General features: G+C 66.9%; 23 protein-coding genes and 1 pseudogene. 8 read left to right on the top strand and 16 right to left on the bottom strand.

From position 1 onward, the window contains the following. Positions 1-81: 81 nt before the first annotated feature. The 15 genes and pseudogenes from dnaJ to CY658_RS21475 all read right to left on the bottom strand — a co-directional run bounded on the left by dnaJ (position 82) and on the right by CY658_RS21475 (position 15537). The gene (gene dnaJ / locus CY658_RS21400) at positions 82-1221 is read right to left on the bottom strand and encodes a molecular chaperone DnaJ (RefSeq protein ID WP_101492108.1); all 1140 of its coding nucleotides are present in this window, start codon (positions 1219-1221) and stop codon (positions 82-84) included. Between the two features lie 100 nt (positions 1222-1321). Continuing rightward, positions 1322-3262: a molecular chaperone DnaK gene (gene dnaK, locus CY658_RS21405; RefSeq protein WP_101492109.1), complete on the bottom strand. Its 1941-nt coding sequence runs from the start codon at positions 3260-3262 to the stop codon at positions 1322-1324. A gap of 115 nt (positions 3263-3377) precedes the next feature. Further along, positions 3378-3950, bottom strand: coding sequence for a nucleotide exchange factor GrpE (gene grpE / locus CY658_RS21410; RefSeq protein WP_101492110.1), 573 nt, complete (start codon positions 3948-3950; stop codon positions 3378-3380). Positions 3951-4176: 226 nt separating this feature from the next. After that, a complete protein-coding gene (locus CY658_RS21415) occupies positions 4177-4527 on the bottom strand; it encodes an FKBP-type peptidyl-prolyl cis-trans isomerase (RefSeq protein ID WP_101492111.1) in 351 nt (116 codons plus the stop codon). A 204-nt stretch (positions 4528-4731) separates the two neighbouring features. After that, positions 4732-5034: pseudogene (locus CY658_RS21420) on the bottom strand (winged helix-turn-helix transcriptional regulator); the annotation flags it as partial. Positions 5035-5224: 190 nt separating this feature from the next. Then, complete coding sequence (gene asd, locus CY658_RS21425) at positions 5225-6070, bottom strand: archaetidylserine decarboxylase (protein WP_056582945.1); 846 nt, start codon at positions 6068-6070, stop codon at positions 5225-5227. Positions 6071-6431: 361 nt separating this feature from the next. After that, positions 6432-7424, bottom strand: coding sequence for a Bug family tripartite tricarboxylate transporter substrate binding protein (locus CY658_RS21430; protein ID WP_101492112.1), 993 nt, complete (start codon positions 7422-7424; stop codon positions 6432-6434). A 26-nt stretch (positions 7425-7450) separates the two neighbouring features. After that, the gene (locus CY658_RS21435) at positions 7451-8431 is read right to left on the bottom strand and encodes a tripartite tricarboxylate transporter substrate binding protein (RefSeq protein ID WP_101492113.1); all 981 of its coding nucleotides are present in this window, start codon (positions 8429-8431) and stop codon (positions 7451-7453) included. 49 nt (positions 8432-8480) lie between these two features. Beyond that, positions 8481-9242 (bottom strand): SDR family NAD(P)-dependent oxidoreductase, encoded by a 762-nt coding sequence (locus CY658_RS21440; RefSeq protein WP_101492114.1) that lies wholly within the window; start codon positions 9240-9242, stop codon positions 8481-8483. 19 nt (positions 9243-9261) lie between these two features. Next, complete coding sequence (gene garD / locus CY658_RS21445; RefSeq protein ID WP_101492115.1) at positions 9262-10833, bottom strand: galactarate dehydratase; 1572 nt, start codon at positions 10831-10833, stop codon at positions 9262-9264. 22 nt (positions 10834-10855) lie between these two features. Beyond that, positions 10856-12151 carry a TRAP transporter large permease gene (locus tag CY658_RS21450; RefSeq protein ID WP_101492116.1) on the bottom strand — a complete coding sequence of 432 codons (1296 nt, stop codon included), beginning with the start codon at positions 12149-12151 and terminating at the stop codon, positions 10856-10858. 8 nt (positions 12152-12159) lie between these two features. Further along, positions 12160-12648: a TRAP transporter small permease gene (locus tag CY658_RS21455; protein WP_056582957.1), complete on the bottom strand. Its 489-nt coding sequence runs from the start codon at positions 12646-12648 to the stop codon at positions 12160-12162. Between the two features lie 140 nt (positions 12649-12788). Then, entirely contained in the window at positions 12789-13766 is a 978-nt protein-coding gene (locus CY658_RS21465; RefSeq protein ID WP_101492117.1) for a TRAP transporter substrate-binding protein, read from the bottom strand. Between the two features lie 44 nt (positions 13767-13810). Beyond that, positions 13811-14698, bottom strand: coding sequence for an SMP-30/gluconolactonase/LRE family protein (locus CY658_RS21470; protein ID WP_101492118.1), 888 nt, complete (start codon positions 14696-14698; stop codon positions 13811-13813). Between the two features lie 14 nt (positions 14699-14712). Next, entirely contained in the window at positions 14713-15537 is an 825-nt protein-coding gene (locus CY658_RS21475; protein WP_101492119.1) for an NAD-dependent epimerase/dehydratase family protein, read from the bottom strand. Between the two features lie 109 nt (positions 15538-15646). On the opposite strand from CY658_RS21475, the gene CY658_RS21480 reads away from it, so the two are divergent. The 8 genes from CY658_RS21480 (at position 15647) to CY658_RS21515 (ending at position 24120) form a co-directional block, all read left to right on the top strand. Then, entirely contained in the window at positions 15647-16507 is an 861-nt protein-coding gene (locus CY658_RS21480) for a FadR/GntR family transcriptional regulator (protein WP_101492402.1), read from the top strand. 124 nt (positions 16508-16631) lie between these two features. Next, positions 16632-17621, top strand: a complete 990-nt coding sequence (locus CY658_RS21485; protein WP_101492120.1) for a Bug family tripartite tricarboxylate transporter substrate binding protein — start codon at positions 16632-16634, stop codon at positions 17619-17621. A gap of 57 nt (positions 17622-17678) precedes the next feature. Then, positions 17679-18590 (top strand): 5-dehydro-4-deoxyglucarate dehydratase, encoded by a 912-nt coding sequence (gene kdgD, locus CY658_RS21490; protein WP_101492121.1) that lies wholly within the window; start codon positions 17679-17681, stop codon positions 18588-18590. Positions 18591-18645: 55 nt separating this feature from the next. Beyond that, on the top strand, positions 18646-19104 hold the full coding sequence (locus CY658_RS21495; RefSeq protein ID WP_101492122.1) for a nuclear transport factor 2 family protein: 459 nt from the start codon (positions 18646-18648) through the stop codon (positions 19102-19104). A 14-nt stretch (positions 19105-19118) separates the two neighbouring features. Next, positions 19119-20105, top strand: a complete 987-nt coding sequence (locus CY658_RS21500) for a Bug family tripartite tricarboxylate transporter substrate binding protein (RefSeq protein ID WP_101492123.1) — start codon at positions 19119-19121, stop codon at positions 20103-20105. 16 nt (positions 20106-20121) lie between these two features. Then, positions 20122-21483, top strand: coding sequence for a glucarate dehydratase (gene gudD / locus CY658_RS21505; RefSeq protein ID WP_101492124.1), 1362 nt, complete (start codon positions 20122-20124; stop codon positions 21481-21483). A gap of 49 nt (positions 21484-21532) precedes the next feature. Beyond that, entirely contained in the window at positions 21533-22630 is a 1098-nt protein-coding gene (locus tag CY658_RS21510) for an SMP-30/gluconolactonase/LRE family protein (RefSeq protein WP_101492125.1), read from the top strand. A gap of 53 nt (positions 22631-22683) precedes the next feature. Next, a complete protein-coding gene (locus tag CY658_RS21515) occupies positions 22684-24120 on the top strand; it encodes an aldehyde dehydrogenase family protein (RefSeq protein WP_101492126.1) in 1437 nt (478 codons plus the stop codon). Between the two features lie 315 nt (positions 24121-24435). Here CY658_RS21515 and CY658_RS21520 read toward each other — a convergent pair whose 3' ends face one another. Beyond that, complete coding sequence (locus tag CY658_RS21520; RefSeq protein WP_101492127.1) at positions 24436-25974, bottom strand: glycine betaine ABC transporter substrate-binding protein; 1539 nt, start codon at positions 25972-25974, stop codon at positions 24436-24438. Between the last annotated feature and the right edge of the window lie 29 nt (positions 25975-26003).

Raw genomic sequence — 26003 nt, forward strand, 5'->3', positions numbered from 1 at the left:
GCCGAAAGAGGGCACGCAGCGGGCCGACAGGGCGTCGGCCCGGCGCTGACGAAGGCCGTCAGCGCGTCAGCAGCAATATCTTCAGCTGAAGAATTCCTTGGCCTTGTCGAACCAGCCCTTGTCGGTCGGGCTGTGCTTGTCGCCGCCCTTCTTGAGCGATTCGTCGAGCTCCTTGAGCAGCTTGCGCTGGTGCTCGGTGAGCTTCACGGGCGTTTCCACGCGCACGTGGCAGTACAGGTCGCCCGGGTAGCTCGAACGCACGCCTTTGATGCCCTTGCCGCGCAGGCGGAACTGCTTGCCGCTCTGCGTGCCGTCGGGAATGTCGATGGCGGCTGCGCCCTTGAGCGTGGGCACGTTGATCTCGCCGCCGAGCGCCGCGGTGGTGACGCTCACGGGCACCACGCAGTGCAGGTCGTCGCCGTCGCGCTCGAACAGGTCGTGCTTCTTGAGGCGGATCTCGATGTACAGGTCGCCGGGCGGCCCGCCGTTGGTGCCGGGCTCGCCGTTGCCGGTGCTGCGGATGCGCATGCCGTCGTCGATGCCGGCCGGAATCTTCACCTCGAGCGTCTTGTTGTTCTTGATCTTGCCCTGGCCGTGGCACACGGTGCACGGGTCGGGAACGATCTTGCCGCTGCCGTGGCAGGTGGGGCAGGTCTGTTGCACGCTGAAGAAGCCCTGGCGCATCTGCACGGCGCCCGCGCCGTGGCAGGTGGTGCAGGTGATGGGCTTGGTGCCGGGCTTGGCGCCGGAGCCGTGGCAGGTGCCGCAGTCGTCCCAGCTCGGGATGCGGATCTGGGCGTCTTTGCCCTCGGCGGCTTCCTCGAGCGTGACTTCCATCGCGTAGCTCAGGTCGCTGCCGCGGAACACCTGGCGTCCGCTGCTGGTGCGGCCGCGGCCGCCACCGCCGAACACGTCGCCGAAGATGTCGCCGAAGGCTTCCGCGAAACCGCCGAAGCCTTCCGCGCCCGGGCCGCCGCGCATGTTGGGGTCGACGCCGGCATGGCCGTACTGGTCGTAGGCGGCGCGCTTCTGGCCGTCCGACAGCATTTCGTACGCTTCCTTCACCTCCTTGAACTTGGCCTCGGCGTCCTTGCTGGTGTCGCCGTGGTTGCGGTCGGGGTGGTGCTTCATCGCAAGCTTGCGATAAGCCTTCTTGATTTCGTCCTCGTTGGCGTTCTTGGGAACGCCGAGGGTTTCGTAGTAGTCGCGTTTGGTGGCCATGTCAGCAGATTCGGTCGGGCGGCAGGAACTCGGGGAACTGGAAGCGAGAAAGGCTGGAGCACCTGTTCAGGTGTTCCAGCCTTGTGCAAGGGGCTGAAGATCAGCCCTTCTTGACTTCCTTGACTTCGGCGTCGACCACGTTGTCGTCGGCCTGCGCGCTGGCAGAGGCTTCCGCGCCTGCCGGGCCGCTGGCTGCCGAGGCGCTGGCCGCGGCGGCCTGCGATTCGGCATACATCTTCTCGCCGAGCTTCTGGCTCGCGGTCATCAGCGTGTTGGTCTTTTCCTCGATCACGGTCTTGTCTTCACCCTTGAGGGCTTCCTCGACGTCCTTGATCGCGGCTTCGATCGCGTCCTTCTCGGCGGCTTCGAGGCTGGCCCCGTGCTCGCCGAGCGACTTCTTCACGCTGTGCACCATGGCTTCGCCCTGGTTGCGCGCCTGCACGAGTTCGAGCTTCTTCTTGTCGTCTTCGGCGTTGAGCTCGGCGTCCTTCACCATCTTCTGGATCTCGTCTTCGCTCAAGCCCGAGTTCGCCTTGATGGTGATCTTGTTTTCCTTGCCGGTGCCCTTGTCCTTGGCGCCGACGTGCAGGATGCCGTTGGCGTCGATGTCGAAGCTCACCTCGATCTGCGGCGTGCCGCGCGATGCCGGCGGAATGCCCTCGAGGTTGAACTCGCCCAGGGCCTTGTTGCCCGAAGCGATCTCACGCTCGCCCTGGAACACCTTGATCGTCACGGCCGGCTGGTTGTCTTCGGCGGTCGAGAAGGTCTGTGCGAACTTCGTCGGGATCGTGGTGTTCTTCGTGATCATCTTGGTCATCACGCCACCCATGGTCTCGATGCCCAGCGACAGCGGGGTCACGTCGAGCAGCAGCACGTCCTTGCGGTCACCCGAGAGCACCTGGCCCTGGATGGCGGCGCCGACAGCCACGGCTTCGTCGGGGTTCACGTCCTTGCGCGGTTCCTTGCCGAAGAAGGCCTTCACCTTTTCCTGCACCTTGGGCATGCGGGTCATGCCGCCGACCAGGATCACGTCGTTGATGTCGTTCACGCTGATGCCGGCGTCCTTGATGGCCAGGCGGCAAGGCGCGATGGTGCGCTCGACCAGCTCGTCGACAAGGCTTTCCAGCTTGGCGCGGGTGAGCTTGATGTTCAGGTGCTTCGGACCCGATGCATCGGCCGTGATGTACGGCAGGTTGATGTCGGTCTGCGCGCTGTTCGACAGCTCGATCTTGGCCTTTTCAGCGGCTTCCTTCAGGCGTTGCAGGGCGAGAACGTCCTTGCCCAGGTCGACGCCTTGTTCCTTTTTGAACTCGCCGATGATGTAGTCGATGATGCGCTGGTCGAAGTCTTCGCCGCCCAGGAAGGTGTCGCCGTTGGTCGACAGCACTTCGAACTGCTTTTCGCCGTCGACGTCAGCGATTTCGATGATCGACACGTCGAAGGTGCCGCCACCCAGGTCATACACGGCGATCTTGCGATCGGCCTTGTCCTGCTTGTCCAGGCCGAAGGCCAGAGCTGCAGCGGTGGGCTCGTTGATGATGCGCTTGACGTCCAGGCCCGCGATGCGGCCGGCGTCTTTGGTGGCCTGGCGCTGTGCGTCGTTGAAGTACGCCGGCACCGTGATCACGGCTTCGGTGATGGTTTCGCCGAGGTAGTCTTCGGCGGTCTTCTTCATCTTGCGCAGGATGTCGGCGCTGACCTGTTGCGGGGCCATCTTCTTGCCGCGCACTTCCACCCATGCGTCGCCGTTGTCGGCCTTGGCGATGGTGTAGGGCATCAGGTCGATGTCCTTCTGGACTTCCTTTTCCTCGAACTTGCGGCCGATCAGGCGCTTGATCGCGTACAGCGTGTTCTTGGGGTTCGTAACGGCCTGGCGCTTGGCCGAGGCACCGACCAAGACTTCACCGTCTTCCTGGTACGCGACGATCGACGGCGTGGTGCGGGCACCTTCCGAGTTCTCGATCACACGCGTGGTGTTGCCTTCCATGATCGACACGCACGAGTTGGTGGTGCCGAGGTCGATGCCGATGATCTTTGCCATGTTCTTACTCCTGAAATTCGGAAAAATATGTTGTTATGAACTTGTGGATAACCCGGCGTGATTCAAGGGATGACGCGGGGATTTCCTGTGGGAATCTTGTGGGCCGATGCCGCTTTTACTTGGGCGCGGCCACGGTGACCAGCGCCGGGCGCAGCACGCGCTCGTTGATGGTGTAGCCCTTCTGCAGCAGGCCGACCACGGTGTTGGCTTCCTGGTCGGCAGGCACCATCGAGATGGCCTGGTGCAGGTGCGGGTCGAACTTGTCGCCGGCGGCGGGGGCCACTTCGATCACCTTGTTGCGTTCGAGCGCGCTCTTGAGCTGGCGCAGCGTGGCTTCGGCGCCTTCGCGGATCTGCTCGGGCGTGGCGTCCTTGATGGCCAGGCCGGCTTCGAGGCTGTCGGTCACCGGCAGCAGGCTCTCGGCAAAGGCCTCGACCGCGAACTTGCGGGCCTTGGTGATCTCGTCGTCGGCGCGGCGGCGGGCGTTCTGCACGTCGGCTTGCGCGCGCAGGTACTGGTCGGCCAGTTCGACGTTCTTGGCCTGCAGGGCAGCCAGCTCGCCTTGTGCCACGGCCAGGGCGTCGAGCGCCTCGGCTTCGTTGGCGGCGTGCGCGGCCTCCAGTTCTTCGGGACTGGGCTCGCCTTGCAGCATTTGAGAATTCTGTGCGGATTGTTGCGGGTCAGACATTTTTCAAAGAACCGGCGTGCGCCGGAAAACAAACACAGCCAGCCACTTGGGGCTGCTCTAGGGCTTTTCAAGCGTAAAAATGCGGCCGAAAGGGCCGCAATACGGGTCGCGAAGTGGTTTTCGCGAGAGACACCGAGGAACCGGCTTCGCCGGGCCTCAGGTGTCGCCCCCGGTAGGGGGTTGGCGCAGCGGACACGAAGTGCCGCGCAGCCTGGGGGGCGAGCCCTTAATGCGCGTCGAGGAGCTCGACGTCGAACTTCAGGGTGGCGTTCGGGGGGATCACGCCGCCGGCGCCGCGGGCACCGTAGCCCAGCGCAGCGGGGATGATCAGCGTGCGCTTGCCGCCGATCTTCATGCCGGCGACGCCTTCGTCCCAGCCCTTGATGACCTGGCCGGCGCCCAGCGAGAACGCGAAGGGGTCGTTGCGGTCGCGGCTGGAGTCGAACTTGGCGCCTTGCACGCCGTCGTTGAAGAGCCAGCCGGTGTAGTGCACATGCACGTGGTGACCGGCCTTGGCTTCAGCGCCGGTGCCGACTTCGGTGTCTTCGTATTGCAGGCCGGAGGGGGTGGTGGGCATGGGAAACGCTCCTTGCGTCGATGAAATGGGAGAGGAATCGGAGCCGCGGAGTTTACCGAGGCTCGGAGCGCCCCCGCTTCAGCCCTGGCTGTCGGAGCCGGACGGCGTCGATGCGGGAGGTGTCGCGTCGGGTGCGGAAGGCGCGGGCGTCACAGGTGTGGACGCGTCGGCAGAGGCCGGCTGGGCGGCGGCCGGCCCCGCGGCCTTCTTGCTCTGCCCGAGCTGCCACTTGGCGGCAAAGGCCTGCAGGTCGGACAGGCGCTTGAGCAGGTCTTGCCCGCTCAGCGTGAGGCAGTAGCCGTCGCTGCCGTGGCTCACGACGCCGGCTTCGCGCAACTCTTTGATGCGGGTGTTGAGGGTGTTGGGAGTGATGCCGCCGACGCTGTCCTGCAGCAGCCGGAAGGTCTGGGCGTGGCCGTCGCGCAGGGCCCACAGCACACGCAGCGCATAGCGGGCTTCGAGCAGGGCGAGCAACTGGCTGATGGCTGCGTTTTCCTTGGTACTCATCGACATCATCTCCTCGAAGCTGGGCGGACCGTCGGCCGGGGGGCGGGCCGGGGCGGCGCACTCTTGTTTGTGATTGGTCGTCATGGACCGTCTGACTGGCCGACGACTATAGCGCGAAGGATCAGGATGCTACTGGTTTTATAGCTGTGCAGGCATGCAGCATGCGGGTTTCGAGACAAAGCTTCACAAATCAGGCGTAGTTGGCCATGGCTTCGCCCAGGCGGATCGCGCGGGTGGGCGACCAGTCCGGGTTGAAGGCCAGCGCAGGCGCCGGGAACAGCATGACGACGGTCGAGCCCAGCAAGAACCGGCCCATCTCGTCGCCTTTGCGGATGTCGATCTGCTGGTCGTTGTAGTGCCACTCGCGCAGCTCGCCCACGCGGGGCGGGTTGACCACGCCGTGCCATACGGTGGCCATGCTGCCCACGATGGTGGCGCCCACCAGCACGAGCACGAAGGGGCCGTTGGCCGATTCGAAGACGCACACCACGCGTTCGTTGCGCGCGAACAGGCCGGGCACGCCGCGCGCGGTGGTCGGGTTGACCGAGAACAGGTCGCCGGGCACATGGATCATGCGCACCAGCCGCCCGTCGCAGGGCATGTGGATGCGGTGGTAGTCCTTGGGGCTCAGGTACAGCGTGGCAAAGCTGCCGTGCGCGAACTTGGCAGCCAGCGCCGCGTCGCCGCCGACCAGCGCGGTGGTCGTGTAGTTGTGGCCCTTGGCCTGGAAGATCTGGTCGCCCTCGATGGCGCCGAACTGGCTGATGGCGCCGTCCACGGGGCAGACGAGGTCGGCCTGTGCGAGCGGGCGCATGCCGGGCTTGAGGGCGCGCGTGAAGAACTGGTTGAAGCTCTTGTAGTGATGGATGTCGGACTCGAGCGCTTCGCCCATGTCGACGCCGTACTTGGCAACGAAGCGGCGAATGATCCAGGTGGTGACCGCGCCTCGTTCCTTGCCTGCGACCCAGCCGGCGAAATTGGTCAGGGCCTGCTTGGGGAACAGGTATTGGGGCAGAACTGCGGAGCGATCGGACACGTTGTGAAAGGCCTGGAATGCGGAATCGGACGGGCATTCTATAAAGCGCTTCCCTCGGGGGGCGTAGGAAGCTTCCCTTGGTTCGCGGGGGGGCGGGTGCTCTTTGCGGGGCACGCGCCCGGCGGGCGGTGCGGTGCGGGCGGCCCCACTGTGCCGGCCGCTTCGCGGCTGCCCTGCGGTGCTCGCGTTTCGCGGGGTCTCGCAGAACTCGCTCCACTGCGTTCCGCTCAGACAGCTGCGAGCCCTGATCCGCGAAACGCTGCGCGCCTCGGCGGCACAGAGGGGCCGCCCGCACCACACCGCCCACCGGGCGCTTGTGGGGGTGTGGAGGCTGTCGGGCGCCGCTGCTGAGGGAGTTGGGTCAGTCGGCCTTGATGCCTGCTGCCTTGATCACCTGCGCCCACTTCTCCACTTCCGACTTCTGGAAGGCGGCGATCTGTGCGGTCGTCAGGTCGGCGGGCTCCATGCCGAAGCCCTTGAGCTTGTCCTGCATCTCGGGCGTCGCGAGGATCTTGCGGATCTCGGTGTGCAGGCGCTCGACCACGGGGGCGGGCGCGCCGGCGGGCACGAAGATCGCCTGCCACGACACCACCTCGAAGTCCTGCAGGCCGGGCACGCCCGATTCGGCGACCGTGGGCACGTCGGGCATCGAGGCCAGGCGCTTGGCCGAGGTGACGGCAATGGCGCGCAGCTTGCCGCTCTGGATGTGCGGGCCGGCCACCACGGTGGTGTCGAACATCATGTCGACCTGGCCGCCGATCACGTCCTGGATCGCCGGGCCGCTGCCCTTGTAGGGGATGTGCGTGAACTTCACGCCCGACTTGAAGCCCAGCAGCTCCAGCGCCAGGTGCTGCGAGGTGCCCGTGCCCGCCGAGGCCGACGAGAGGCCGCCGGCCTTGGCCTTGCTCGCGGCGATCACGTCCTTCAGCGTCTTGTAGGGGCTGGCCTGGTTCACGACCAGCACGACGGGGTTGGTGCCGATCAGCGTCACGGGCGCGAACGACTTCTGCGGGTCGTAGCCGAGCTTGGGGTACAGGCTCACGTTGATGGCGTGCGAGCTGATCGTGCCGCCCACCAGCGTGAAGCCGTCGGGCGCGGCGCGCGCGCCGATCTCGGAGCCCACGCTGCCGCCGGCGCCGCCCTTGTTGTCGATGATCACGCTCGTCCCGAGCGCGGTGCCGAGCCTCTGGCCGATGAGGCGGCCCAGCACGTCGGTGGTGCCGCCCGCGGGGAAGGGCACGAGGTAGGTGATGGCCTTGCCCGTGGGCCAAGTGGTGCCGCCTTGCGCAAAGGCGGGCAGGGCCGCGGCGAGCGAAACGGCGAGGGCGGACTGGATGAGTGTGCGGCGTTGCATGGCAGTGTCTCCTTGTCGTGGGGCGTTCACGGCTTGATGTTCAGTTTGGTGATCAGCGCCTTGAAGTAGGCGTTGTCCTTGGCCAGCGTGTCCTTGAACACGGCGCCGTCGGTGTAGACGTAGCCCAGGTTCTGCTTGTCCATCACCTCGTGCATGAGCGGCTCGGCGGCGGTCTTGGCGGTGATCTCGCGCAGCTTGGCCATCACTTCAGGCGGCGTGTTCTTCGGCGCGCCCAGGCCGCGCCACGTGCCGATCGACAGGTCGATGCCGCGCTCCTTGGCGGTCGGGACTTTCTCGAAGCCCTTCACGCGCTTGTCGGCCATCACCATCAGCACCTTGAGCTTGCCGCCCTGCACGTGCGTCGTGACTTCGGCGGGGCTCACGGCCACGGCCTCGATGTGGCCGCCCAGCAGCGCCAGCACGGCGGGCGCCGCGCCCTGGTAGGGGATGTGGCCGAACTTGGTGCCGGTCTTGTCTTCGAGCGCGGCGGCGGCCAGGTGCCAGATCGAGCCGTTGCCCGAGTTGCCCACGCGGATGCCTTCGGGCGACTTCTTCGCGGCGGCGAGGAACTCTTCGATCGTGTTCCACGGCGCATCGGCCTTCACGGTGATCGCGGCCGGGTCGGCGTTGAGCTGCGCAATCGGCTGGAAGTCGTCGTAGTTGAACTTGGCCAGGCCCAGGTGCGGCAGCGTGAGCAGCTCCACGGTGAGCACCGCGAGCTTGTAGCCGTCGGGCTTGGCGTTGATCACCTCGGTCCAGCCGATGGCGCCGCCCGCGCCGGGGCGGTTGACGATCACGATGCTCTGCGAGATGTGCTTGCGGCTTGCTTCCGAGAACGCGCGCGCCAGGCCGTCGGTGCCGCCGCCGGGTTGGTAGGGCACGAGCAGCTCGATGGTGCGGTTCGGGAAGTCGTTGGCTTGTGCCGCAGCGGGCGCGGCCAGGCCGAGCGAGAGGGCGGCGGTGGCCGAAAGTGCGGCAATGCCGCGGACGAACTGGCTTCTTTGCATGGTGTCTCTGTCTCCGTTGTTGATCTGTGGTGCCGAGAAGGCGGGGAGGTCAGGGCATGTACTGCCCGCCGTTCACCTCGAGCACCTGGCCTGTCACGTAGCCCGAGAGCTGTTCGGACGCGAGGTACAGGAAGGCGCCCACGCATTCGTCGGCCGTGCCCAGGCGCCCCATCGGGATGCCGGTCTTGAAGGTCTCGAGCATCGCGGGCGTCGAGAAGCGGTCCTGGAACGGCGTCTGGATCACGCCCGGCGCCACCGCGTTCACGCGGATGCGGTCGCCCACGAGTTCTCTTGCGAGGCCGTGCGTCGCCGTGCTCACGAAGCCTTTGGCGCCCGCGTACAGGTAGGCGCCGGGCCCGCCGCCGGTGCGTGCGGCCACCGAGGTCACGTTGATGATGGTGCCGCTGCCTTGCTTGCGCATCTGCGGCACGGCCTCGCGGCAGAAGGCCAGCACGGAGCGCGCGTTGATGTGCATCACCTCGTCGAACAGCGCATCGTCGAACTCGGCAATGGGCATGCGCTTGACCAGGCTGCCGGCGTTGTTCACGAGCACGTCGATGCGGCCGAACTGCGCCGTGGTTTCCTGCACGCAGGCGCGGATCGCAGCCGTGTCGCGCACGTCGGCCTGCAGCGCGAAGGCCGTGCCACCGGCGGCGCGGATGGTGTCGACCACGCGGGTCGCCGCCTCGGCCGAGCTGTTGTAGTGCACCGCCACGCGCATGCCGCGCGCGGCAAACGCGATGGCCACCGCCGCGCCGATGCCGGTGCTGGCACCGGTGACGAGGGCGGTCTTGTCCTTGAGGTCTTCCATGGATGCTCTCCTTTCGGTGTCAGGTCACGGGTGCCGGGTTGAACAGCACCAGCGCGTTGTGCAGCTTCCAGTGCTCGGCCCAGGTCTTCTTGCGGCCGCTGGCCACGTCGAGCATCAGGCGGAACATCTCCCAGCCGATGTCTTCGATGCTGGCTTCGCCGTCGGCGATGCGGCCTGCGTTCACGTCCATCAGGTCGTGCCAGCGGCGCGCGAGGTCGCTGCGCGTGGCGACCTTGATCACCGGCACCTCGGCCAGCCCGTAGGGCGTGCCGCGGCCGGTGGTGAACACATGCAGGTTCATGCCGGCCGCGAGCTGCAGCGTGCCGCAGATGAAGTCGCTGGCGGGCGTGGCGGCGTAGATCAGGCCCTTCTGCGCCACCTTCTCGCCGGGCGCGAGCACGCCGGTGATCGGCGACGAGCCCGACTTCACGATCGAGCCCATCGCCTTCTCGACGATGTTCGACAGCCCGCCCTTCTTGTTGCCGGGCGTGGTGTTGGCGCTGCGGTCGACGCGGCCCTTGTCCAGGTAGGCGTCGTACCAGGCCATCTCGCGGATCATCGCGTCGGCCACTTCGGGCGTGGACGCGCGCGAGGTGAGCTGGTCAATGCCGTCGCGCACCTCGGTGACTTCCGAGAACATCACGGTGGCGCCCGCGCGCACCAGCAGGTCGGTGCAAAAGCCTACGGCCGGGTTGGCGGTGACGCCCGAGAAAGCGTCGCTGCCGCCGCATTGCACGCCCACGACGAGTTCGCTGGCGGGCACGGTCTCGCGTCGGCGTTGGTTCAGGCGCGCGAGGTGCACGTCGGCCTGTCGCATCACCGAATCGATCATCGACATGAAGCCGACGTGCGCGTCGTCCTGCAGGCAGACCACGTCGAGATCTTCAGCGGGCGCACCGCGCTGGTCGGTGATCGGGATGGTGCCGGGCGGCAGCAGCCGCTCGGGCTGCAGCTTCTCGCAGCCCAGGCTCACGACCATCACCTCGCCGCCGAAATTCGGGTTGAGGCTGATGTTGCGCAGGGTGCGGATCGGCACGATGGCGTCGGGCGCGTCGATGGCGACGCCGCAGCCGTAGCTGTGCTCGAGCGCCACCACGTCGTCCACATGAGGGTATTTCGGCAGCAGCTCGGCCTTGATGCGCGTCACGGCGAACTCGGTCACGCCGGCCACGCACTGCACGGTCTGCGTGATGGCCAGGATGTTGCGCGTGCCCACCGAGCCGTCGGCGTTGCGGAAGCCCTCGAAGGTGTAGCCCTCGAGCGGCGGCAGGGCAGGGGGCTTGACCGTGGCAATGGGCAGGCCGTCGAGCTCGGGCGCGACCGGCATGCGCATCACGCGCTCATGCACCCAGCTGCCGCGCGGCAGCGCCTTGAGCGCGTAGCCGATCACCACGTTGTAGCGCACGATGGCCGCGCCTTCGGCCAGGTCGGTCAGCGCGACCTTGTGCCCTTGAGGCACGGTGTCGACCAGCACGAGGCCGTCGTCAAAGGCCGTGCCGGCCTTGAGGCCGCCGTCGTTCGCGACGATGGCGACGTTGTCGGCCGCGTGGATGCGGATGTACAGCGGCGGTCGGGTGTTCGCATCGGCCATCGGGAGGCCCTTTCTTCTGTCTTTACTTCACCACCATGAACAGGCCCGGGAGCCAGGTGGAAAACGCGGGAACAAAGGTAACCACCCCGAGCGCAAAGATCAATGCGCCATAGAAGGGCCAGATCGTTCGCATCACCGTGCCCACCGACACCCCGCCGATGGCACAGCCGACGAACTGCGTGGTGCCCACGGGCGGCGTGTTCAGGCCGAGCGCGCAGTTGATGAGCATCACCACCCCGAATTGCACCGAGGTCATGCCGTAGTGCTGGGCAATGGGCAAAAAGATCGGCGTGCACAGCAGGATCGTCGCGGCCATGTCCAGGAAGGTGCCCAGCACGAACAGGATGATGTTGATGAGCAGGAAGATCATCCACGGCGTGGTGGTCACCTGCGACAGCATCTCGCCCGTGAGCTGGGCCACGCCGTACAGGCTGATGAGGTAGCCGAAGGTGCTCGAGATGCCGATGAGCAGCAGGATCACGCCTGTGGTGCGCACCGCCTTCGCAGCCGCCTTGATGAAGTGCTCCCACTTCAGCGTGCGGTACACGAAGATCGTGAGGCCGAGCGCATAGAGCACCGCCACCGCCGCCGATTCGGTCGCCGTGAAGATGCCCGACAGAATGCCGCCGAGGATCAGCACCACGATGAACAGGCCCGGCAGCGCCGCCGCGAACGAACGCGCCACGATCTCCCAGCCCGGGAACTTGCCGGCGGGGTAGCCGCGCTTCACGGCCACGAGGTAGGCGGCTGCGAGGTTGCTGATGGTGAGCACGGCCGCCGGCAGCAGCGCCGCCAAAATCAGCGCCGCGATCGACACCTTGCCGCCCGCTGCGAGCGAGTAAATGATGAGGTTGTGGCTCGTCGGCATGAGTGCGCCGACCAGTGCCGCGTGCGTCGTCACATTGACCGCGTAGTCGGCGTGGTAGCCCTCCTTCTTCATCATCGGGATCATCACGGCGCCCATGGCCGAGACGTCCGCCACGGGCGAGCCCGAGACGCCGCCGAACAAGGTGCAGGCCACCACGTTCGACATGCCGAGGCCGCCGCGCACGTGGCCCACGAGGTTGCGCGCAAAGTTGACGATGCGGTCCGCGATGCCGCCGTAGAGCATGAGTTCGCCGGCGAAGATGAAGAATGGAATCGCGAGGAACGAGAAGATGCCCATGCCCGAGGTCATCTGCTGGAAGCCCACCGCGAGCGGCAGGCCTTCGTACAGCAGCGTGGCCAGGGCCGAGAGGCCGATCGAGAACGCCACCGGCACGCCGAGCAGCAGGAACAGCGTGAACGAGAGGCAAAGAATGAGAAGAGGGGTCGTCATGATGAGGTTCAGCCCCAGGCGGGTTCGACTTCGCGGCCTTGAGCGAGCGCGATGATGTGTTCGATGGAGAACATCACGATGAGGACGCCCGACACGGCGGCGGGCACGTACTTCCAGCCTTCGGAAATCCACAACGTGGGGAGGCGGTAGTCCCACACCGATTCAGCGAGCGAGGCGCAGTTCCAGGCCATGGCCAGGCCGAACAGCAGGATCAGCGCGTGGATGAGGTATTCCATCTTCAGGCGCAGCCAGTCGGGCGCGAGTACGAGGAAGGATTCAAGCCCGATGTGCCCCGCGTCGCGCACGCCCACGGCCACGCCCAGCATGGTCACGTAGAGCACCAGCAGCAGCGCGAGGCTTTCGGCCCAGGTGGGGGTGTTGTTGAGCACATAGCGGCCGAACACCTGCCAGCTCACGGCGCAGATCACCGCGACGAGACCGAGGATGCCCATCCACATGCAGGCACGGGCGAGCGTGCGGCAAAGTTTGGTGTACATGAAGGTTCTTTTTTCTGTCTCCCTCCCCTTCCGGGGGAGGGCCGGGGTGGGGGCCAGCGGCGTTGCGATGCCAGCGCCGTCGTGCCCCCATCCCAACCTTCCCCCGGAAGGGGAAGGAGCCAATCAGCAGAGGGACTTGCTTACTTGGTGTCCTGGACGCGCTTGACCAGGTCTTTCAGCTTCGCGTCCGTGATGAACTTGTCATACACCGGCTTCATCGCGGCCTGGAACGGGGCCTTGTCGACGTCGATGATCTCGGCGCCGCCGGCCTTCACCGTGGCCAGCGACTTCACTTCACGCTCCTGCCACTGCTTGCGCATGTAAGGCACCGATTCCTTCGCGGCCTGGCGCAGCCAGCCTTGCTCTTCGGTGGAGAGCTTGTCCCACACGCGCTTGGAGAACAGCAGCATCTCGGGCGCCATCGAGTGCTCGGTCTTGCTGTAGTACTTGGCGACCTCGAAGGCGCGCGCGCTTTCGTAGGTGGGGTAGTTGTTTTCTGCGGCGTCGATGAGGCCGGTCTTCAGGCCCGTGTACACCTCGCCCATGGGCATCGGCGTGGCGTTGGCGCCCATGGCTTCGAGCATCGACACCCACAGGTCGGACTGCTGCACGCGGACCTTCAGGCCCTTCATGTCGGCGAAGTTGCGCACCGCCTTCTTGGCCGTGAACATCGAGCGCGCGCCGCTGTCGTAGTAGGCCAGGCCCACGAAGCCCTGCTTCTCGCACGACTTCAGAATTTCTTCACCGACCGGACCGTCGAGCACCTTGTGCAGGTGGTCGACCGAGCGGAACAGGAAGGGCATGGTCGGCACCTGCGTCTCGGGGCAGATGTTGTTCATGGGCGCGATGTTCACGCGCACCATCTGCAACGCGCCGATCTTGGTCTGCTCGATCGTGTCTTTCTCGTTGCCGAGCGCGCTGTTGTTGAAGACCTTGATGCTGTGCTTGCCCCCGGACAACGCCTTGAGCCGTTCGCTCATGAACTTCACGGCGGTCACCGTGGGGTAGTCGTCGGGGTGGATGTCGGCCGAGCGGAACTCGGTGGCGCCTGCAGCCAGTGTGGTCAACGCGGCTGCAGCGCCGGCAGCAAGTGCGATGAGTGTCTTGTAGAGCTTCATTTGTCTCGTCCTCTTGGTGGTTGTCGTAAACAGAAAGAAAGGGGTCAGCCGAACGCCGGCTCGGGCACGCCGGCCACGCCGGGGCGCAGCGCGAACACGCCGCCGGCCAGCGGCTGGTCCGACAGGTCGATGCCGCCGGGGCGGATCGAGGTGACGAACAGCGTGTCGAGGTTCGCGCCGCCGAAGGCGCACATGGCGGGCTTCTTCACCGGCACGGCGAGCGAGCGGTCGAGCCGGCCGTCGGGCGTGAAGCGGTGCACCAGGCCGGCGTCGTTGCCGCAGATCCAGTAGCAGCCGTCGACGTCCATCGCCGCGCCGTCGGGGCGGCCGGGCAGGGGCTGCATGTCGACGAACAGGCGCCGGTTGTGGGGCGTGCCGGTGTCGGTGTCGTAGTCGAAGGCCCAGACGGCCTGCACGCTCGGGTGCGAATCCGACAGGTACATCGTGCGGCCGTCGGGGCTGAAGGCCAGGCCGTTGGGCACGATGAGGTCGTCCAGTTGCAGCGTCGCACTGTCGTTGCCGGCGCCGTAGCGGTACAGGCGGCCGACGCGTGCGCCTGCGGCCATGTCGAGCAGCATCGTGCCGGCCCAGAAGCGGCCCTGCCGGTCGCAGCGGCCGTCGTTGAAGCGCATGCCCGGCGCGGCGTGCGCCACCGGGGCGAGCGGCGTGGCCGCGAGCGTGCCGTCGGCGCGCGGGCGCAGCGAGAACAGGCCGCTTTCCATGCCGGCGATCCACTCGCCGGGCTGGCCGGCGCGCGGTGCGATGCAGGCGATCATTTCATCGGCCTGCCACTTCGCATGGCCTTCGGCGGCGTGCCAGCGGTTGAGCGTGCGCGCGGGAATGTCGACCCAGTAGAGCGCCTGCTCCGCGCCCAGCCACACGGGGCTTTCGCCCGTGCCGTTGCGCGCGTCGAGAACGAGTTCGGCTTGCATCGGGTGCCGTGCGTTCAGTCGCCGAATGGGCCTTGCGCGGTGAACGCGCCGCCCTGGTAGATGGCGTTCGGGTCGGTGGGCGCCACCTTCGGCTGCGCCTCGACCTTGTCGCGGAACACCTCGGAGCTGTCTTGCGGCACGAAGCCCAGGTGCGCGGCGGCGGCGTTGTCCCACCACAGGTCGCGGTTGGCCGACATGCCGTAGACCACCGTGTGCTTCACGTCGGGCGTGAAGAGCGACTTTTCGATCAGCGTCGTGAGGTCGCGGTAGCTGAGCCAGGTGCTCATCATGCGGCGGTTGAGCGGCTCGGGGAACGACGAGCCGATGCGGATGCTCACCGTTTCGATGGCCCAGCGGTCGAAGTAGAACTGCGCCATGTCTTCGCCGAAAGACTTCGACAGGCCGTAGTAGCCGTCGGGCCGGCGCGCGGTGTGCGCGTCGATGTGCTCGTCCTGTTTGTAGAAGCCGATCACGTGATTCGAGCTGGCGAACACCACGCGCTTCACGCCGTGGCGGCGCGCGGCCTCGTACAGGTTGAACACGCCCTTGATGTTGGCTTCGAGCACTTCTTCAAACGGGCGCTCGACCGACACGCCGCCGAAGTGGGCGATGGCGTCGCAGCCGGCCACCAGCGCGTCGACCGCGGCCTTGTCGGACAGGTCGCAGGGCACGACTTCTTCATGTGCGCCCGTGGCCGGCGCGATGTCGGCGATGTCAGAAAGGCGGATCACGTTCGCAAACGGTGCGAGCCGCTCGCGCAGCACGCGGCCCAGGCCGCCGGCGGCGCCGGTCAGCAGCAAGCGGCCGAGTGGGGAGGAGGGGGCTTCAGGCGTCGACATGTCTTCGAGATGTGTGATGGGAAGCGGAGGGAGTGGACAACTTCGTCACCGTTTTTAGGTGATAAGTTATCTGTTGTCGTACAACTGTGAGGGGATTATGATCGTCGCCATGGCCCAAACGACTGCGGGTAATCCCGAGGTTCAGAAAACGACCGCCGACAACCCGGCGGGGAGCGCCGCCTTCGTCGGGCGGCCGCGCCAACGCGCGCGCGGCCTGGCGCATGGGCTGGTGGAAGACCTGGGCGAGAAGATCCGCAGCCAGTCGCTGCGGCCGGGCGACAAGCTGCCCACCGAGTCGGCCATCATGCAAGCCTATGGTGTGAGCCGCACCGTGGTGCGCGAGGCGCTGTCGAAGCTGCAGGCGGGCGGGCTGGTCGAGACGCTGCACGGCGTGGGCACCTTCGTGCTGCAGCCGCGACCGGGTGGCATGGGCGGGGTGTTCCGCCTCGATCCCGGCGAGATCGCGACCTCGGTCGACGTGCTCGCCGTGCTCGAGCTGCGCATCAGCCTGGAGACCGAATCGGCCGGGCTGGCCGCGAGCCGGCGCACCGACGAGCAGCTGGTCGCAATGCGCCAGGCGCTCGATGCGTTCGAGCAGAACGTCACGGTGGGCGGCGACACCGTGGCGCCCGACTTCGCTTTCCACCTGGAAATCGCGCAGTCGACCGGCAACCCCTACTTCGCCGACATCATGCGGCACCTGGGTACGACGATCATCCCGCGCACGCGCATCAGCGCGATCCGCGTGCAGGACGGCAGCTACCTGAGCCGCGTGAACCGCGAGCACGAAGAAATCTATGCGGCCATTGCGCGCCGCGACCCCGAGTCGGCACGCGCCGCGATGCGCATCCACCTGACCAACAGCCGCGAGCGGCTGCGCATGGCGCAGGAAGCCGCGCAACAGCAAAAAGCCAAGACGGAGGCGGCCGGCAACGGCGCCGCTTCGTCCGACCCCACCCCTTCGCGTTGAGTTCGCCCTGAGTTTTCAGGGCTCAAGTCTGGACAAGCTGATTTTCTAGTTGTACGATGACTGATAACATGCGGCGCCATCGCGGCCACGCATGCCCCGCATCGAACTTCAGGAGACAGCACCCATGACCGTCAACCGACGCGGCGCGCTCGGCGCCGCCCTCGCCACCACACTGGCTGCCAGCCTGCCCTTGCACGCTTTCGCGCAAGGGGCGGGCGGCAACTGGCCTTCCAAGCCCATCCGTTTGATCGTGCCGTACCCGCCGGGCGGCTCGTCGGACATCATTGCGCGCGCCATCGGCCAGCCGCTCTCCGAAGCGCTGGGCCAGCCCGTGGTCATCGAGAACCGCGCGGGCGCCAACGGCAACCTCGGTGCCGACATGCTCGCCAAGGCGCCCGGCGACGGCCACACGCTCATGCTGTGCGACCTCGGCGCGCTGGCCATCAGCCCGTCGCTGTACCCCAAGCTGCCGTTCGATCCGACGAAAGACCTGCGCAGCGTGGCCATGCTGGCCTACTCGCCGCACCTGCTGGTGGTGCACCCGTCGGTGCAGGCGAACACGTTGAAGGAGCTCGTCGAGCTGTCGAAGAAGAGCGACCTCAACTTCGCCGTCACCGCCAGCGGCAGCACCGCGCACCTGGCCGGCGTCGAACTGCAGCGCAAGAGCGGCGCCAAGTGGGAGTACGTGCCCTACAAGGGCGGCGTGCAGGCCGTGCTCGACACCGTCGCGGGCCAGACGCAGGTGCTCATGAACGGCATGCTGGCCACCTACCCGCATGTGCAGAGCGGCAAGCTGAAGCTCATCGCCGTGTCGAAGTCGACGCGCATGCCGCTGATCGGCAACGTGCCGACCATCGCGGAGCAGGGCGTTCCCGGCTACGAGTCGGGCACATGGCAGGGCGTGGTCGCAGCGCGCGGCACCCCTGACGCGGTGATCGCCCGGCTCAACAAGGAGCTGGTCCGCATCATCCGCACGCCCGACATCCGGGCGCGCCTTGCGGGACAGGGCGCCGAGGTCGTGACCATGACCGCGCCCGAGCAGGACCAGTTCTTCGCCAAGGAGCGCGCGCGCTGGGCGCAAGTGATCCAGCAAGCCAACCTGAAGCTCGATTGAGCGGCCCCTTCTTCTTTCTTCTTTTCCTCATTTCTCTTTTTCACTGGACGACTTCCGATGAACCCGCAAGAACTCAAGACCATCATGGGCTCCGGCCTGCTCTCGTTCCCGCTGACCGACTTCGACAGCAACGGCGACTTCCACAAGAAGGGCTACGTCGAGCGCCTCGAATGGCTGGCGCCCTACGGCGCGAGCGCGCTGTTCGCCGCGGGCGGCACGGGCGAGTTCTTCTCGCTGACGGGTGAGGAGTACCCCGAGATCATCCAGACCGCGGTCGACACCTGCCGCGGCGTGGTGCCGATCATTGCCGGCGCCGGCGGCCCGACGCGCTTTGCCATCCAGTGCGCGCAAGCCGCAGAGAAGGCCGGCGCGCACGGCATCCTGCTGCTGCCGCACTACCTCACCGAAGCCGGCCAGGAAGGCCTGGCCGCGCACGTTGAAGCCGTGTGCAAGAGCGTGAAGTTCGGCGTGATCGTCTACAACCGCGCCTCGAGCCGCCTCAAGCCCGACACGCTGGCCCGCCTGGCCGAGCGCAACCCGAACCTCGTCGGCTTCAAGGACGGCGTGGGCGACATCGAAGCGATGGTCGCGATCTTCCAGAAGATGGGCGACCGCTTCGCCTACCTGGGCGGCCTGCCCACGGCCGAGGTCTATGCCGCGGCCTACAAGGCAATGGGCACGCCGGTGTACTCGTCGGCGGTCTTCAACTTCATTCCGAAGACGGCGATGGACTTCTATCACGCGGTCGCCAACGACGACATGGCCACGCAGCACCACCTGCTGAAGAACTTCTTCATGCCCTACCTGGAACTGCGCAACCGCGTGCCCGGCTACGCCGTGAGCATCGTGAAGGCGGGCGCCAAGGTCGTCGGCCACGGCGCCGGCCCTGTGCGCGCACCGCTCACCGACCTGAAGCCCGACGAGATGGACGCGCTGAAGGCGCTCATCGACACGCTCGGCCCGCAGTAAGCGGGCACTGATCGCAGTAGTCGACCGCACCACAAAACAAACAGGAGACAACGACATGCTCATCAGAAAATTCATCCTCGCCGCCGCAGCGACCGCCGTGTTCGCGGGTTGTGCCGCCAGCGGTGGCAGCAGCAACAGCGCATCGGCCGAACCGGCGGTGGCCGCGGCCGCCGAGCGGCTGCGCGTCGCCATGGTCGACCCGACACCGGCCGCGCTGCGCGCGCTGGTGGCCGACGACCTGAGCTACGGCCATTCGGGCGGCAAGGTCGACACGCAGGCCAGCTTCATCAGCGACCTGCTCGACCGCAAGTCGGACTTCGTGACCATCGCGATCACCGACCAGACCATCAAGGTGGTCGACGGAAACACCGCCATCGTGCGCCACACGCTCACGGCCGACACCAACGACTCGGGCAAGCCCGGCAAGGTCGCGCTGAAGATCCTCGGCATCTGGCAGAAGCAGGGCGGTGAGTGGAAGCTGCTCGCGCGCCAGGCCGTTCGTCTCACGACCTGACGGAGGCGCGATCGATGAAGAGACAACACCTCCTGGCCGCGGGCCTCGCGCTCGCCGCCACCACGCTGCTGCCGCTGCACGCTTCGGCACAAGCCGACACATGGCCGCAGCAGAAGCCCGTGACGATCATCGTGCCGTTCCCCGCCGGCGGCTCCACCGACATGGTGGCGCGCGCATTGGCGCAGCAGCTGCAGGGCAAGCTCGGCGGCAGCTTCGTGGTCGACAACCGGCCCGGTGCCACCGGCACCATCGGCACCGGCTTCGTGCGGCGCGCACTGCCCGACGGCTACACGCTGCTCGTGTCGTCGCTCGGCGCCTTCGTCGTCACGCCGCACCTGCAAAAGAGCGTGCCCTACGACGCCACCAAAGACTTCGACTACATCAGCGTGCCCGTGCAGGCGCCCAACGTGCTCGTGGCGAATGTCGCGCGGCCCGAACACACCGTGGCCGACGTGCTCGCGCTCTTGCGCAAGACGCCGGGCAAGGTCTCGTTCGCGAGCTCGGGCAACGGCTCGTCCGACCACCTGTCGGCCGAACTCTTCTGGCAGCAATCGAAGACCGAAGGCGTGCACGTGCCCTACAAGGGCGGCGCGCCGGCAGTGAACGATCTGCTGGGCAACCAGGTCGATTTTTCGTTCCAGAACGTGAACGCCGTGCTGCCGCACATCCGCGCCGGCAAGCTGCGCGCGATTGCCGTCACCGGCGACAAGCGTTCCCCCGTGCTGCCCGACGTGCCCACGCTCGCCGAAGCCGGCGTGAAGGGCGCCGAGGTCTATTCGTGGCAAGGCATGGCCGCGCCCAAGGGCCTGCCGCCCGCCACGAAGAAGAAGCTGAGCGACGCCGTCGTCGCCGCCATGCAAGACCCCGAGACGAAGAAACGCATGCTCGACCAGGGCCTGGAAATCGTCGCGAGCACCCCAGAAGACTTCACTGCTTTCCAGTTGCGCGAATGGGCGCGATGGAAGACGCTCATCGACACCCGCCACATCACTGCAGACTGAGCCACCGAGCCCGAAGATGACCTCTCCTGAATCCGCTGCTTCCCCCGTCGTGTCGGGCGCGCCCGTCGTCACCGCCATGCGCGTCGTGCCCGTTGCGGGCCACGACAGCATGCTGATGAACCTCAGCGGCGCGCACGGCCCGTTCTTCACGCGCAACCTGCTGATCCTCACCGACAGCGCCGGCCACACCGGCGTGGGCGAAGTGCCGGGCGGCGAGAAGATCCGCCAGACGCTCGAAGACGCGCGCGACCTCATCGTGGGCCAGCCCATCGGCAACCACAACGCCGTGCTCAATCGCATGCGCAGCGCGTTTGCCGCGCGCGACAGCGGCGGGCGTGGCCTGCAGACCTTCGACCTGCGCGTGACCATCCATGCCGTCACCGCCGCCGAAGCCGCGCTGCTCGACCTGCTGGGCCAGCACCTGGGCGTGCCCGTGGCTGCGCTGCTCGGCGAAGGCCAGCAGCGCGATGCGGTGCAGATGCTCGGCTACCTTTTCTACGTGGGCGACCGCACGAAGACCGACCTGGCGTACGAGACCGACCCCGGCGCCGACAACGACTGGTTCCGCCTGCGCCACGAAGAAGCCATGACGCCCGAGGCCATCGTGCGGCTGGCCGAGGCCACGCACGCGCGCTACGGCTTCACCGACTTCAAGCTCAAGGGCGGCGTGCTGCGCGGCGAAGAAGAGGTCGAGGCGATCCGCGCGCTGCACGAACGCTTTCCGCAGGCGCGCGTCACGCTCGACCCGAACGGCGGCTGGCTGCTGGCCGACGCCATCCGCCTGTGCCGCGACCTGCACGGCGTGATGGCCTATGCCGAAGACCCCTGCGGCGCCGAAGGCGTGTTCTCGGGCCGCGAGGTGATGGCCGAGTTCCGCCGCGCCACCGGCCTGCCCACCGCCACCAACATGGTCGCCACCGACTGGCGCGAGATGGTGCACAGCCTCTCGCTGCAGTCGGTCGACATTCCGCTGGCCGACCCGCATTTCTGGACGATGCAGGGCTCGGTGCGCGTGGCGCAGCTGTGCCAGGCCTGGGGCCTGACCTGGGGCTCGCATTCCAACAACCACTTCGACGTGTCGCTCGCGATGTTCACGCACGTGGCCGCTGCCGCACCCGGCAAGGTCACGGCCATCGACACGCACTGGATCTGGCAGGACGGCCAGCGCTTGACGAAGGCGCCGCTGCAGATCGAAGGCGGTCTCGTGCAGGTGCCCACGCGCGGCGGCCTGGGCATCGAGCTCGACATGGCCGAGGTCGAGAAGGCGCACCAGTTGTACCTGAAGCACGGCCTCGGGGCGCGCAACGACGCGCAGGCGATGCAGTTCCTCATTCCGAACTGGACCTTCGACAACAAGCGCCCCTGCATGGTCCGCTGAGCGCCCGGTGCCTTCGTGCGCTGACGGCTGAAACATCCAAGGAGACTGAATGAACAAGCACATGGATCGCCGTCGCCTGCTGCAAGCGGCTGCCGGCTCGGCACTCGGCGCCGTGGCCGCCGCCGCGGGCGCCCAGTCGTTTCCCTACAAGCCGCAGCAGCGCTACCCCGACCCGTCGGTGCTGATCCTCGACCCCAGCTTTGCGAGGTACCGCATCTACAGCAGCACGCTCGAGCAGGTCGGCACGGGCATGCGCTGGGCCGAGGGCCCGGTGTACCTGCCGCGCGAGGGCTACCTCGTGTGCAGCGACATTCCGAACAACCGGCTGATGCGCTACGAGGAAAAGACCGGCGAGTTCAAGGTCCACAAGGCGAATGCCGGCTACTGCAACGGCAACACGCGCGACCGACAGGGCCGCCTCATCAGCTGCGAGCACTCGGTGACGCGGCGCGTGGTGCGCACCGAGCCCGACGGGCGCATGACCGTGCTGGCCGATCGCTACCAGGGCAAGCGGCTGAACTCGCCGAACGACGTGGTCGTGAAATCGGACGACACCGTGTGGTTCACCGATCCGCTCTTCGGTATCTCGGGCACGTGGGAAGGCGAGAAGGCCGCTCCCGAGCAGGCGACGACCAACGTGTACCGCCTCACGCCCGACGGCCAGCTCTCGGCGGTGATCACCGACCTCGTGAACCCGAACGGCCTGGCCTTTTCGCCGGACGAGAAAAAGCTCTACGTCGTCGAATGGAAGGGCACGCCCAACCGCAGCCTGTGGAGCTATGACGTGGCGGCCGACGGCAGCGTGTCGAACAAGGCGAAGCTCATCGACGGCACGGGCGCCGCGGCGCTCGACGGTTTTCGCGTCGACCGCGACGGCAACCTCTGGATGGGCTGGGGCTGGAACGGCGCGCTCGCGCCCGAACCTGCCGATGCCGGCAACGGCATGAAGGTCTATCAGCCGCAGGCCAAATCCGAAGACCTCGATGGCGTCAAGATCTTCAATGCGCAAGGCAAGCCCATCGGTTTCATCCGCCTGCCCGAACGCTGTGCCAACCTCACCTTCGGCGGCCCCAAGAACAACCGCCTCTACATGGCAGCCAGCCACTCGCTGTACGCCCTCTACGTGGAGTCCGAAGGCGCCACCTAGCCTTTAGACTTTTCCAATCTCCTCACCGCAACACGCACACAAGGACATCGACGATGACTGAATTCAACAACCTCATCAATGGCGAATGGCTGGCTGGCCAAAGCTACAGCCCCAACATCAACCCCAGCAACCTGGCCGACGTGCTGGGCCAGTACACGCAGGGCGACAAGGGCCACGTCGATGCGGCCGTGGCTGCTGCCACCGCCGCCTTCCCCGCATGGGCGACGGGCAGCATCCAGGCGCGCTCCGATGCGCTCGACAAGATCGGCACGGAGATCCTCGCGCGCAAGGAAGAGCTCGGCACGCTGCTCGCACGCGAAGAAGGCAAGACCAAGGCCGAAGGCATCGGCGAGGCCACGCGCGCGGGGCAGATCTTCAAGTTCTTCGCGGGCGAATGCCTGCGCCTGTCGGGCGAGCTGCTGCCGTCGGTGCGGCCGAACATCGGCGTCGAGATCACGCGCGAGCCAGTCGGCGTGGTCGGGCTCATCACGCCGTGGAACTTTCCCATCGCGATTCCCGCATGGAAGATCGCGCCCGCGCTGGCCTTCGGCAACTGCGTAGTGCTCAAGCCCGCCGACCTCGTGCCGGGCTGCGCCTGGGCGCTGGCCGAGATCATCAGCCGCTCGGGCATTCCGGCCGGCGTGTTCAACCTCGTGATGGGCCGCGGCAGCGTGATCGGCGATGCGCTGGTCAATCACCCCGGCATCCATGCGATCAGCTTCACGGGCTCGGTGGGTGTGGGCCGCAACATCGCGGTGCAATGCGTCACGAACCACAAGAAGGTGCAGCTCGAAATGGGCGGCAAGAACCCGCAGGTGGTGCTCGACGACGCCGACCTTGCACAGGCCGTGGAGCTCAGCGTGCAGAGCGCGTTCTATTCGACGGGCCAGCGCTGCACGGCGTCGAGCCGCCTCATCGTGACCGAAGGCATCTACCCGAAGTTCATCGAGGCGATGAAGACGCGCATGGCAAAGATCAAGGTCGGCGACGCGCTCGCGCAGGGCACCGACGTGGGCCCGGTTTCGTCGAAGTCACAGCTCGACCAGGACATGGAATATGTCGCCATCGGCAAGGGCGAAGGCGCCACGCTGGCGGCCGGCGGCGAGCTGCTGAAGCTGGAGGCGGACGGCTACTACATGTCGCCGGCGCTGTTCAGCGAATCCGCCGCCCACATGCGCATCAACCGCGAGGAAGTGTTCGGCCCGGTGGCGAGCGTGATCCGCGTGAAGAACTACGAAGAAGCGCTGGCCACGGCCAACGACACCGAGTTCGGTCTGTCGGCTGGCATCGCGACCACCTCGCTGAAGTACGCGACGCACTTCAAGCGCCACAGCCAGGCGGGCATGGTGATGGTGAACCTGCCGACGGCGGGTGTGGACTATCACGTGCCGTTCGGTGGCCGCAAGGGTTCGAGCTACGGGCCGCGTGAGCAGGGCAAGTACGCGCAGGAGTTCTTCACTACGGTGAAGACGGCTTACACGTTGGCCTGACGTCTTTCCTCGAATGGATGGAAGCCCCCGCTCGGGGGCTTTTTTGCGTCTGCTTGGTTCGGGGCGCGTGCACAGGCCACCGGGTACTTCCCTCCGCGAATGTCCCCCGCTTCGCTCCTCCTTGATTTCGCTGCGGGAAGCACCCAGTGTCCTGCGCCCGCTGAGCGCTGTGGTTGTGCTGGCTGATCAACGACTGCACTGAACACGCTCACGTCGATGCGGTGCCTTGCGCAGCGAAATCAAGGAGGAGCCCGAAGGGCGGGGGACATTCGCGGAGCAAGGTACCGCGTCGGCGGGAGCGTCGCCCTGAACCACTCAAGCCAATGGCGCCCTGCGACTGCGACGCATCAGAAATTCGATCAATTCGAAGATGCCTTCGCTGATCAACGCCATCGCCGCAGCCGGCAGTGCGCCGGCCATCAACAGCTCGCGGTCATTGAGCGCCAGCCCCGTCACGATGCGCTCACCGAAACCGCCCGCGCCGATGAAGGCCGCGATCGTGGCCGTGCCGATGGCGATGGCCGTGGCCGTTCGCACGCCCGCCAACAGCGTGGGCAATGCAAGAGGCAGCAGCACCAACTGAAGGCTCTGCGGCGGTGTCATGCCCAGCGCAGTACCGGCCAGTCGCAGGCCGTGGGGCACTTCGGTCAGCCCGGTCACGGTGTTGCGCATGATCGGCAGCAGCGAGTACAGCGTGAGTGCAATGAGCGCGGGCAGGGCGCCGATGGCGCCGAGCAGCGAGATCAGCACCGCGAGCAGCGCGAGCGAGGGCACGGTCTGCATCACGCTCGCAAAGCCCAGCACCACGGCGCGCAGCCGCAGGTGCGGAAACACGAGGATCGCGAGCGGCACGCCGATGAGGATCGCCACGCCCACCGACACCGCCACCAGCAGCAGATGCTGGCGCGCGAGCGGCCAGAGGTCGGGCCCGAAGAGTTTGGCTGTGAAGCCGCGCGCGGCGCTCGGCGGCGTCTTGCCGTCCTTCGTGGCGCCGGCGAGGAAGTCGCGCGCGATGGTGTCGAAGCGCACGCCCTGCAGTTCGGCGCGCGCGTTCATCGCGATCATGGCGTGCTCGTCGATCTTGCCTTCGAGCGTCTGCAACGCAGCCCAGGCCTTCGGCAGCCGCGTCGGCAGGTCGAGGCGGTAGAGCACCACGGCGTCGTAGCGTGGGAAGTACTTCTTGTCGTCTTCCAGCACGCGCAGGCCGAGGTGGTCGATCTTGGCGTCGGTGGTGTAGATGTCGATGGCGTCGATCTGCTTGGCGGTCAGGGCGTCGTAGGCCAGGCCGTGGTCGAGACCGGTCGGTGTCTGCGTGAAGCCGTAGCTTGCCGCCAGGCCTTTCCATCCGTCGGCGCGGCCGATGAATTCGTTCGACAGCCCGATGCGCAACTCGGGGTGCTTCGCCAGGTCGCTCAGCGTGCGCAGCCCGAGCTTGTCGGCATCGGCGGCGCGCACGGCCAGCGCGTAGCCGTCGTTGAAGCCCAGCGGAATCGCCAAACCCAGCCCGAGCGGCGCGAGCGCGGTGTTCATGGCCTCGCGCGTGTCGGCGGGCGAGCCCTTGAGAATTTCGAGGGCGATGGTGCCGGTGTATTCGGCGTAGAGGTCGATGGCGCCGGAGCGCAGCGCCTCGTAGACGATGGCCGTGTTGCCCAGGCCTTGGCGTATGACGGGCGGCGATGCGGTGTGCGGCGCGGCGGTCTGCGCGAGCACTTCGGCCAGGATGTACGACTCGGTGAAGCGCTTGGAGCCGACGCGCAAGGTCTCGTCGGCGGCCTGCGCCGAAGGTGCGGCGGCCAACCAGAGCATCGCGGGAAGCCACAGGGCGGCGCGCCAGAAGCTGCGAAGCAGGTGCATCCGGGTCAGTGTATCGGCATCGCCGCGCC

It is taken from the genome of Variovorax sp. RO1 (genome assembly GCF_002849325.1).
GTDB lineage: Bacteria > Pseudomonadota > Gammaproteobacteria > Burkholderiales > Burkholderiaceae_C > Variovorax.

Excerpts from the sequence above, each read along its gene's own strand:
- gudD (WP_101492124.1), top strand. The coding sequence starts at position 20,122 with ATGACCTCTCCTGAATCCGCTGCTTCCCCCGTCGTGTCGGGCGCGCCC.
- CY658_RS21475 (WP_101492119.1), bottom strand. The coding sequence starts at position 15,537 with ATGTCGACGCCTGAAGCCCCCTCCTCCCCACTCGGCCGCTTGCTGCTG.
- CY658_RS21510 (WP_101492125.1), top strand. The coding sequence starts at position 21,533 with ATGAACAAGCACATGGATCGCCGTCGCCTGCTGCAAGCGGCTGCCGGC.
- CY658_RS21440 (WP_101492114.1), bottom strand. The coding sequence starts at position 9,242 with ATGGAAGACCTCAAGGACAAGACCGCCCTCGTCACCGGTGCCAGCACC.
- CY658_RS21480 (WP_101492402.1), top strand. The coding sequence starts at position 15,647 with ATGGCCCAAACGACTGCGGGTAATCCCGAGGTTCAGAAAACGACCGCC.
- CY658_RS21495 (WP_101492122.1), top strand. The coding sequence starts at position 18,646 with ATGCTCATCAGAAAATTCATCCTCGCCGCCGCAGCGACCGCCGTGTTC.
- dnaK (WP_101492109.1), bottom strand. The coding sequence starts at position 3,262 with ATGGCAAAGATCATCGGCATCGACCTCGGCACCACCAACTCGTGCGTG.
- CY658_RS21485 (WP_101492120.1), top strand. The coding sequence starts at position 16,632 with ATGACCGTCAACCGACGCGGCGCGCTCGGCGCCGCCCTCGCCACCACA.
- CY658_RS21450 (WP_101492116.1), bottom strand. The coding sequence starts at position 12,151 with ATGACGACCCCTCTTCTCATTCTTTGCCTCTCGTTCACGCTGTTCCTG.
- CY658_RS21470 (WP_101492118.1), bottom strand. The coding sequence starts at position 14,698 with ATGCAAGCCGAACTCGTTCTCGACGCGCGCAACGGCACGGGCGAAAGC.
- CY658_RS21455 (WP_056582957.1), bottom strand. The coding sequence starts at position 12,648 with ATGTACACCAAACTTTGCCGCACGCTCGCCCGTGCCTGCATGTGGATG.
- CY658_RS21500 (WP_101492123.1), top strand. The coding sequence starts at position 19,119 with ATGAAGAGACAACACCTCCTGGCCGCGGGCCTCGCGCTCGCCGCCACC.
- CY658_RS21520 (WP_101492127.1), bottom strand. The coding sequence starts at position 25,974 with ATGCACCTGCTTCGCAGCTTCTGGCGCGCCGCCCTGTGGCTTCCCGCG.
- garD (WP_101492115.1), bottom strand. The coding sequence starts at position 10,833 with ATGGCCGATGCGAACACCCGACCGCCGCTGTACATCCGCATCCACGCG.
- dnaJ (WP_101492108.1), bottom strand. The coding sequence starts at position 1,221 with ATGGCCACCAAACGCGACTACTACGAAACCCTCGGCGTTCCCAAGAAC.
- CY658_RS21430 (WP_101492112.1), bottom strand. The coding sequence starts at position 7,424 with ATGCAACGCCGCACACTCATCCAGTCCGCCCTCGCCGTTTCGCTCGCC.
- CY658_RS21415 (WP_101492111.1), bottom strand. The coding sequence starts at position 4,527 with ATGCCCACCACCCCCTCCGGCCTGCAATACGAAGACACCGAAGTCGGC.
- CY658_RS21435 (WP_101492113.1), bottom strand. The coding sequence starts at position 8,431 with ATGCAAAGAAGCCAGTTCGTCCGCGGCATTGCCGCACTTTCGGCCACC.
- CY658_RS21465 (WP_101492117.1), bottom strand. The coding sequence starts at position 13,766 with ATGAAGCTCTACAAGACACTCATCGCACTTGCTGCCGGCGCTGCAGCC.
- kdgD (WP_101492121.1), top strand. The coding sequence starts at position 17,679 with ATGAACCCGCAAGAACTCAAGACCATCATGGGCTCCGGCCTGCTCTCG.
- CY658_RS21515 (WP_101492126.1), top strand. The coding sequence starts at position 22,684 with ATGACTGAATTCAACAACCTCATCAATGGCGAATGGCTGGCTGGCCAA.
- grpE (WP_101492110.1), bottom strand. The coding sequence starts at position 3,950 with ATGTCTGACCCGCAACAATCCGCACAGAATTCTCAAATGCTGCAAGGC.